9 protein-coding genes and 1 pseudogene are annotated in these 8,597 nt (G+C 69.8%); 2 read left to right on the top strand and 8 right to left on the bottom strand.

Annotated features, from left to right (window positions below; all coding sequences use genetic code 11):
- Positions 1-115: 115 nt before the first annotated feature.
- Together J7024_RS35465 and J7024_RS35460 are read right to left on the bottom strand one after the other, a co-directional pair.
- Complete coding sequence (locus tag J7024_RS35465) at positions 116-1,072, bottom strand: DMT family transporter (RefSeq protein ID WP_124829941.1); 957 nt, start codon at positions 1,070-1,072, stop codon at positions 116-118.
- Between the two features lie 200 nt (positions 1,073-1,272).
- On the bottom strand, positions 1,273-2,067 hold the full coding sequence (locus tag J7024_RS35460; RefSeq protein ID WP_124829942.1) for an AraC family transcriptional regulator: 795 nt from the start codon (positions 2,065-2,067) through the stop codon (positions 1,273-1,275).
- A gap of 170 nt (positions 2,068-2,237) precedes the next feature.
- Between J7024_RS35460 and J7024_RS35455 the strand changes: the two genes are divergently transcribed.
- Positions 2,238-3,071 (top strand): molybdenum cofactor biosynthesis F family protein, encoded by an 834-nt coding sequence (locus tag J7024_RS35455; protein WP_175761721.1) that lies wholly within the window; start codon positions 2,238-2,240, stop codon positions 3,069-3,071.
- Positions 3,068-3,877 carry an SDR family oxidoreductase gene (locus tag J7024_RS35450; protein WP_124829945.1) on the top strand — a complete coding sequence of 270 codons (810 nt, stop codon included), beginning with the start codon at positions 3,068-3,070 and terminating at the stop codon, positions 3,875-3,877. The genes J7024_RS35455 and J7024_RS35450 overlap by 4 nt, the downstream gene beginning before the upstream one ends.
- Before the next feature lie 81 nt (positions 3,878-3,958).
- Here the strand turns inward: J7024_RS35450 and J7024_RS35445 are convergent, their stop codons facing one another.
- From J7024_RS35445 to J7024_RS35420, 6 genes and pseudogenes are all read right to left on the bottom strand, one after another.
- Positions 3,959-4,651 carry a dihydrodipicolinate reductase gene (locus J7024_RS35445; protein ID WP_175751809.1) on the bottom strand — a complete coding sequence of 231 codons (693 nt, stop codon included), beginning with the start codon at positions 4,649-4,651 and terminating at the stop codon, positions 3,959-3,961.
- Positions 4,652-4,813: 162 nt separating this feature from the next.
- Complete coding sequence (locus tag J7024_RS35440) at positions 4,814-5,581, bottom strand: DUF4410 domain-containing protein (protein WP_234745930.1); 768 nt, start codon at positions 5,579-5,581, stop codon at positions 4,814-4,816.
- Positions 5,582-5,776: 195 nt separating this feature from the next.
- Complete coding sequence (locus J7024_RS35435) at positions 5,777-7,123, bottom strand: ATP-binding protein (protein ID WP_124829948.1); 1,347 nt, start codon at positions 7,121-7,123, stop codon at positions 5,777-5,779.
- Complete coding sequence (locus J7024_RS35430) at positions 7,123-7,836, bottom strand: response regulator (protein ID WP_124829949.1); 714 nt, start codon at positions 7,834-7,836, stop codon at positions 7,123-7,125. Before J7024_RS35430 ends, J7024_RS35435 begins: the two co-directional genes overlap by 1 nt.
- Before the next feature lie 41 nt (positions 7,837-7,877).
- A complete protein-coding gene (locus tag J7024_RS35425) occupies positions 7,878-8,183 on the bottom strand; it encodes an EF-hand domain-containing protein (RefSeq protein WP_124829950.1) in 306 nt (101 codons plus the stop codon).
- A 113-nt stretch (positions 8,184-8,296) separates the two neighbouring features.
- Positions 8,297-8,597, bottom strand: a pseudogene (locus J7024_RS35420) (hypothetical protein); the annotation flags it as partial.

Below are 8,597 nucleotides of genomic sequence, written 5' to 3'. Positions count from 1 at the left end.
GCGGCGATCGCGGTCGCGTGATGTCGTGCACCGCATCCATCGCCCGGCATGGCTCGGGCTGACGCCGAGCGGACCGGAAAACTCGGCTCCGCGCATGCAGCGCGCGGGAAGCGGATCAGTCGGCGGTCGGCGAGGATGCCGCCGGGCGGGCCGGCAGCGCCGACCGTGTTTGGGTTTCGCGCGCCGGCGGGTCACGTCGCCGCGTTGCGCCTGCCAGCATCCCGGCGATGACGAGCGCGATGCCCAGAAGCCGCGTGCCTCCCAGCGTCTCGCCGAACAGCGCGACGGCGAACAGCACGGCCGAGACGGGCGCGACCGCCGTGAACAGCGCGGCTTCGGTGCCGCTCGTCCGCGCGGAACCCGCATACCAGCACACATAACCGAGCACGGTCGGCACCAGCGCGTAGTACGCGATCGCCGAAACGGCGCCGATCGTCCAGCCGGCCGCCGCCGCGTGCCATTCGAATGCGGCCGGGACCAGCGCGAGCACGAAGCCAAGGCCCGACATCGCTGTCGACAGCGCGAGCGGCGGCAACGGCGCCGACAACCGCCGGTTCAGCAGGATGAACACGGCCTCGCATGCCACGGCGGCGAGCACCAGCGCATCCCCGGCGAGCGTTTGCAGCGACGGCATGGCCTGACCGGGCGCGAACGTGACGAACAGGACGCCCGCGGTGGCGAGTGCGGCTGCGCCCCAGTCGCGAAGCGTCTGCCGCTCACGCAGCACGACGGCCGCGATCAGCGTCGACATCGCCGGCAGCGTGCCGAGCATCACGCCCGCATCGACCGGCGACGACAGCTTCGTGCCGCTGATCAGCAGCACCGTATAGCCGACGCCGCCCGCTGCCGCCTGGACGACGAGCAGCACCGCGTCACGGGTGCCAATGCGCGGCCAGCGCATTCGTTGCGCACGCATCAGCGCGAACAGCAGCGGGGTCGCGATCAGGAAGCGCAGCACGGTGGCCGTGAATGGCGGCAGGCCGCTGGCCGCGAAGCGGCTCGCGATGACAGTGCTGCCGACGCCGGTCATCGCGGCGGCGAGGTAGAGATAGCCGATCAGTCGTGTTTTCATGCGCCGCATCATCGCGTGCGGCGGCGGGGGCGTCTTGAACGAAATTGCAGCGGTGTGCGTGGCGTGGCGGGCGTGTCGACCGGTGCGGCGCTCGGTGCTTCCGCACGGGGCACCGCGTCGTTCTGCATCGACCGGCATCGCTACGTCACGACAACGGCCCATGGCGCCGCGATAGAGGCGTGTCGCGTAACGAAGCCCCGTCACCCGGCCTGCGTGAACCTTCCCGGCGTGATCCCGAACTGGCGCGCAAAGGCACGCGTCAGGTGGCTCTGATCGGCAAAACCGGCTTCGGCCGCGGCATCCGCGATCGGCGTGCCGCTCGCGAGCAGGGCGCGAGCGAGCCGCGTGCGCGACTGCACCAGATACGCATGTGGCGTGATGCCGAGCTCACGTGTGAAGCCGCGCAGCAACTGGAAGCGGCTCACGCCGCTCAAGCCGGCCAGTTCCGCAAGCGAAACGGGTGCCGCGGGCGCTGCATCGAGCCGTTCGCGGGCAACGCGGATCGCCGGTGCGACGCGGGCGGGCGGCAGTGCGCGGTTCGAATGCCGTGCCAGCAGCCCGGCGACCAGCATCACGAGCGCTTCGTCGCGCGCGAGCGCCAGCGTTTCGCCTTCGACTATCCGCGCATGCAGCCTGCCGAACGCGGCGGCGAGCCGCGCGTCGCGCACGGCCGGATGCGCGAGTTCGACGCCGCCGAGGCCTTCTTCCGCCGCGACGCCCGCAACCAGCGCGGGCGCGAGGTACAGCATCCGCCAGCGCCGGCCCGCACCCGCGTCGATCGGCATGCCGTCGTGCATTTCGCCGGGATTGACCATGATCGCGTCGCCGGCCAGCGCGTCGACCTGCCCGCGGCCGCTCCATGATCGATGCGCGCCGCTGACGATCACGCCGACCCCGAATTCATCGTGCGCATGCCGCGGAAACGCGCGATCGGACTCGAGGCTGATCGCCTCGATGCCTTCGTCGGTCCGTCGGTAGTGGGTGACACGGTGCATGGGTACTCCTGGCGTCGTCGGCGACGCGAATTCCGTGCACTTTAGCGCGTTCCCGCCGCGCGCGCCCTTCATCCTTTTGGCCGATACCGCGCCGCGCGCGCAGCCGCCACCATGTGCACATGAGCAGCGTACATGGCCCGCCGGGCCTGAAGTTGCGCAGGAGGCGGCAGGTGGAACAACAGGATCCGGTATTCATTCAGGTGGGCGCACTGGCGGACGGTTTCGCGCCGGACGCGAACATCCTCACGCCCGTGAACGCACTCGCGGGGCGGACGCTCACCCTTGACGACGCAGCGGGCGGGTGGCGCGTCTATACGTTCGAGGCGGGTGCGCTGCAATGGCGCGATGCGGCGACCGACACGGGCGGGCGCGCGCCGTGCCGGGTCACGCGGCTGCGCGACGAGCTGTATTTCGTCGACTACATCGATCCGGCGGCGCGCGCGACGTCGGTCAGCCTCGTGATCGATCTCGGCAACGGCGTGTGGACGTCGGTGGTCGGCACGCTGCCGACCGAAGCGGACACGCACATCGATGCGTTCACGCGCGTCGCGCGCGGGTTGCCGCTGACGGGCGTCGATGCCGCGTTCCGGCACGGCACGCTCGGCGGCCATGCGCAGCCGGGACCGCTGCACGGGCCCACGCGCGAGCTGATCGGCAAGCGGACGATGTACCGCTACAGCCCGACCGAATGCTACGAGCACATCTACCTGAACGAGAACTTCTATGCATGGCAGTGCCTGCTGGGCGTCGAAGGCGGGCTGGCCGACGTCGACCGCTGCCATTACTTCAAGATCGCGGAGCAACTGTATCTGTTCGTCTGGCGCGAGAAAGTGGTGCCGACGCTCGGCGTCGTGCTGATCGATCTCGCGCAACGCAAGACCGACGGCAAGATCTTCGGTTATCAGGGCGGCGATTTCGGCTCGCTGTCGAATTTCCCGATCGGCGCGCATGCGCAGGTGCTGAACGAAACCGTGCATCCGCTCGGCGGCGAGGCGGCGCAATGAACGCCATGCCGGGCAGCGGCCGCCTGCGTGCGGATTTCAGCGGGCGGGTCGTGCTCGTGACCGGCGCCGCGCAGGGGATCGGCGCGGCGATCGCGCGCCGGTTCGCGGAATCCGACGCGTTCGTCGCGCTCGCCGATCTCAATGGCGACGCGGCCGCCGCGCAGGCCGAGGCGCTTGCCAGCGCGGGCGCCGATGCGCGCGCCTATCGCGTCGACGCCGCGAGCCGCGAAGAACTCTGCGCGCTCGTCGCGGCGGTCGAGCGCGACGGCGGGCGGCTCGACGTCGTCGTGCACAACGCCGCATATTTCCCGCTGACCCCGTTTGTGCAGATCGATGTGCCGGTGCTCGAGCGGACGTTGTCGGTCAACCTGTCGGCGCTGTTCTGGCTCGCGCAGGCCGCGTTGCCCGCATTCGAGCGCGCGGGGGCCGGGCGGCTGCTCGTCACGTCCTCGGTGACGGGGCCGCGCGTCGTGTATCCGGGTCTCGCGCATTACGCGGCATCGAAGGCCGGCGTCAACGGTTTCATCCGCGCGGCGGCGCTCGAACTCGCGCGCCGCAACGTGACGGTCAACGGCGTCGAGCCGGGGATGATTCGCACGCCTGCCGCCGGCAATCTCGGCGACGCGTCGGTCGCCGCGCAGATCGCGCGCGACATCCCGCTCGCGCGGATGGGCGAGCCGGAGGACATCGCGAACGCGATGCTGTTTCTCGCGTCGGCCGATGCGGCGTACATCACTGGGCAGACGATCGTCGTCGACGGCGGCGCGACGTTGCCGGAGAGCGGGGCCGTGCTGGGCGACGGATAACGCGGGCGAGGAGGGCTGCGCGGTGGCGGCCGGCGGGCGCATCGTCAGCGCTGTCGACGGCCGGGGCGTGCGCACGCGCGATTACAGCCAGCCGTTGCGAATGAACTCGACGATCGAATAACGGCGACGCTCGAGATCTCGCTGGCGCACGGCGTCGACGATGCGCGACACGCCGTCTGCGTAAGGCGATGCGCCATACACGCGGGATTCGAACTGCAGGCTGCACGCGCCGTCCTCGATGCGGATCCGGTGGAATGCGTGGCGGCCGAGCTGGTCGTCGGGAATCTGCAGGGCGTCGCGCTGCTCCGCGAGGTCGCGCACGGAGCGGATGTCCTGCGCCGGCACGCCGAGCGACCGACCGATGTCGACCGCGGTGCCGGGCACGGACGTCTTGCTGGCCTGATGCGACTCGGTCACGCTGATGTTGCAGTCGCGAAACAGATGGCCGCCGGTTTCCAGCATGCTCATGAACTTGAGCATCAGGATGTTCGTGTTCGGACAGAGCACGACGGGGAAATCGTACGATCCGGTTTCGAGGTCGGAGCCGGTCGACAGCTCGATGAGCGTCGAACCCGTTGCGTGGCAGAACGCGATTGCGTCGGGCAGCTCGCGGCCGGAACCGGCATGGACGACGATCGATCGGGCGGCGCTACGTCGGGCATCGGCTCGCGCACCATCCGACCAGGGCATCACGTGACAGATTGCGGGATCGAGTTGATGCGAGCGGAGCAGTTCGGTTGCCAGCTTGCCGGTGCCAACGACGAGTACTTGCATGGGATTGACGGGTTGCGGTTCGGGTTTCGGTACGGAAGCGGCACGGGCCGCTCAAGGGTCCGGCGCGATCACGATGCACCGCGCGGTGTACCGTGATCGCGCATTATGCCCGGCCGCCCGCCGGCGCGTGCAGTCGTGCCGCACAGGCGTAGCGTCGGCGTATTAGCTAGCCGACGTCGTCGGCACCCACGCATTCGCCGTGTTCTTCGTCGCGAACTGCCTGGCGATCGAACGGGCGAGACGGTCCGTATCCGATGCGACGGTATCGTGCTTCGCTTCCGATACGCCATGCAGCCCGGCACCGACTGCGATCGACGTTGCGACGCGCCCGGCCACCGCGCCGACGCCCGCGGTCTCGACCACGCCCGGCATATGGCCGCTGTTCGCGCTGGCGGAGAACGTGTCGAGCGGTTGCGGAGCACCGTGGGCCGGCTGGAACAGCACGGCGATCGATGCACCCACCTCGCTCTTGCCCGCGCCGAGCCCGATCAGGGTGCGTCGGCGGCGATTGCCGGCGTCGATCCCGTCGAACCGGCCCTGGACGACCAGCGCGTCGCGATCGTTCGGCACGGGGCCGTCTGCACGCAGCGCCGGAATGCCCTGCGAGCGGAGTTCGCGCACGAGCGCGTCGGCGAGTTGCTGGCGCGCCTTCAGCGCGGTCTGCTCGCGTTGCGCGTCGACGGACGAACCGCTCATGACGATCGCGAGCTTGCTGATCATCCCGCCGTCGATCTTCACGTCGTTCGCGTCCGCATCGAACGCCGACACGTAGACGACGGTTGCATGGACCTGCGGCAGCGCGCGCGCCACCGGCGCCGTGGCCGAGGTTGCAGTCGATGCGCAGCCGGTCATGACGAGCGAGCCGGCGATCAGCGCGGCACTGGTCAGACGTTTGGCTTGGGCGGCGAGTGCGTGAAGGGAAAGGGACATGTCGATCTCCGTGGCCTGGATGAAGGTGCCGATACTGTCGCGGCATTCAGGAACGCGAACGATCGGAAGCTGGGCGTGGACGCTGGCGGGGGAGCGGTTTCATGCCGTTGCGCAACACGCAGGCGAAGTATGCGGAGATCGGGCGCCACGCGCCACGCAGGAATTATGTCGGCGCATGTCATGCGCCGGCGCGCATCACGCGCAAAGCGGTGCGGGGGCCGGATGTGATCCGTCGAGCGGCAGCGCGACGACGGCCTCCAGGCCGCCGCCGTCGCGGTCGCGGAACGTCAGCGAGCCGCCGTGCAGCCGCGCGATCCGGTCGACGATCGCGAGGCCGAGACCGGTGCCGCCGGAGTGACCGCGCGCGTTCGCGCCGCGGCTGAACGGCGCCTTGAGTCGTTCGAGTTCCTCGGCACGGATGCCGGTGCCGCGATCGCCCACCACCGCATACGCGATTCCGTGTTCGGTCCAGGTTCGCACACCGAGGCCGGTATGTCCGTAGACGACCGCGTTCTGCATCAGGTTCATCAGCAACCGCATCACGCTGATCGGGCGGAACGCGAACGGCGGCACGTCGCCCTCGTCGAATTCGAATTCGTGCCCGAGCCCCGCGAAATCCGCGACGAGCTGTCCGATCAGCGCATTCAGGTCGCCGGTCTGCGGGCTCTCTCGCTCGCCGCTGCCCGCGTAGTCCATGAACTGCTGGAGGATCGTGTCGATCTGGTCCAGGTAGTGCTCGGCGGATTCGGTGAGCGCATCGTGGGTGCCGCGCGGCAACGCCATCGCGATCGCGAGCCGCAGCTTGGTGAGCGGCGTGCGGATGTCGTGCGACACGCCGGCCAGCATCAGCGAGCGGGTCGTTTCCGCCTGTTGCAGCGCATCGGCCATCCGGTTGAATGCGCGGCTCACGTCGGCGATTTCGGTCGGCCCGTCGGTCGGCAGCGGTGGCGGACGCTCGCCCGCCGTCACGCGTTGCGCGGCGCGTGCCAGCGCGCCGAGCGGACGGTTCAGGTGGAGCTGGATCAGGTAGCCGGTCAGCGCGGCGAGCAGCGCGAGCCCGACCGACAGCACGAGGGCGGTCGTGATGCCGCTCGCCTGCGCATCGGCGGCCATCGGCAACGAGATCCAGACCGGCGCGCCGGCAGCATGCAGGCGGATCCACAGCCGCTCGTCGTCGCCCGACTGCCAGCGCGCGGGCAACTCGGCCGGCAGACGGCGCCCGAGCGCCTGCATGAACACGTCGCGCTGCCAGGTGCGGAAGAAGGCGGCCAGATTCGGCGGTTGCGGCGGCCCTGCGGGCGGCGGCTGAGTCCGGCCGCCGAGCTGCGCGACCACCGCGCGGCCGGTGTCGGGCGGCAGGCTGGCGAGCGTGCGGTCGAGCAACTGCACGTAATCCGAGAAAATGATCGACGCCCGTTCGATGCGCGGCCGCTGCACGTAGTGCAGCAGCACGACGAGCGAACAGGCGAGCGACAGCGCGACGAGCGCGACCAGCAGCGCGATGTTGCGCGCGAGCAGCGAGCGCGGCAGCGGGAGCCGCATCACGATTCGACGCCGGCCACCAGCATGTAGCCGATGCCCCAGACCGTCTTGATGAAGCGCGGTTTGGCCGGATCGTCCTCGACGATCTGGCGCAGCCGCAGGATCTGCACGTCGACGCTGCGATCGAGCGCGGCGTGATCGCGTCCGCGCGCGCGGGCGAGCAGGTTTTCGCGGCTCACGGCGCGGTTCGGCGACGAACCCAGCGCGTGCAACAGCAGCATCTGCGCCGAATGAATCTCGACGGGCATGTCGTTGCGCATCAGCGTCTGCTGGCCGACGTCGAACGTGAAGGCACCGAAGCGCAGCCGCTGCGACGTCACGGTCGGCTCGCCGGCCGCCATCTTCTGGCGCCGCAGCAGCGCGCGCACGCGCGCGACGAGTTCGTCGGGAAGAAACGGCTTGGCGAGGTAGTCGTCGGCGCCCGTTTCGAGGCCGACAACCTTGTCCGCCGCATCGCCTTTCGCGGTGAGCATCAGGATCGGCAGCGTGTGGCCTTCGGCGCGCAGCCGGCGGCACACGCTCAGGCCGTCCTCCGGCTCCATCATCAGGTCGAGCACCAGCAGGTCGTACGGTTCGCGCTGCAGCAGGCGGTCGAGCCGCTTGCCGTCGGCGACCGCACGGACCTGGAAGCCGTGGCCGGTGAGGAAGCGTTGCAGCATGTTGCGCAGCTCCGCCTCGTCGTCGAGCACGACGATCCTGCAGGACTGTTCCATCGGCTGCCTCCGTGCGTGGCGCGACCGGGCGTGGTCCGCGCTCAGCGGGCCGCCATGCGCTGACGCATGAAGCCGGCGAGCTGCTCGAGCGTGACGTAGCCGTTGCGCTGCGTATCGATCTCGTCGAAGTGCTGCGCGACCATCGGCATGCCGGCGGCGGCCTGCTCGCGGGTGAGCTTGCCGTCGCGCGTCGTGTTCGCGTTCGCGAAGCGGGTCTGCAACTGCGAGAGCGCACGTTCGACGCGTGCGCCGCCGTTCGCGGCGCCGGCCGGCATCTGCTGCGCCGACGCTGCTGCTGAGACGATACACAAAACGGCGATGGCAATCATCTTCTGGATGGACTTCATGGGGTTTCTCCTTGCGTGGCCGGCGCGCTGCGCCGACCGGGTGGTTGATGAAACGGATGGCAAACGAAAAGGATGGCAGACGAGACGGTTCGATCGAACAGGCCCGGTACAGGTCACGCCCAGTGCGCGGGCACCCATACGCGGCCGACCCAGTGGCCGGGCACCCAGACGACCGCACGCGGCGGGTGCGCGACATACACGGCGCGCGGCGCGACGTACACGGAACGCGGCAGCGGCGGCGCGAGGTACAGGACCTTCGGCGGGGGCGGTGCGACGTAGACGACGCGCGGAGCAGGCGTGACGATGACTGTCTTCGGTGCTGCCGCGACACGCACGACTTTCGGCGGCGGCGTCACGACGACGGGCTCGGGCGGCACCGGTGCGACGACGGCGGCGGCTGGCGCGGACGGCGGT

The sequence above is a fragment of the Burkholderia sp. WTPI3 genome (assembly GCF_021483755.1).
Lineage (GTDB): Bacteria > Pseudomonadota > Gammaproteobacteria > Burkholderiales > Burkholderiaceae > Burkholderia.
The sequence above is the reverse complement of the archived record's forward strand: the minus strand, read 5'-3'. Positions and strand labels throughout refer to the sequence as shown.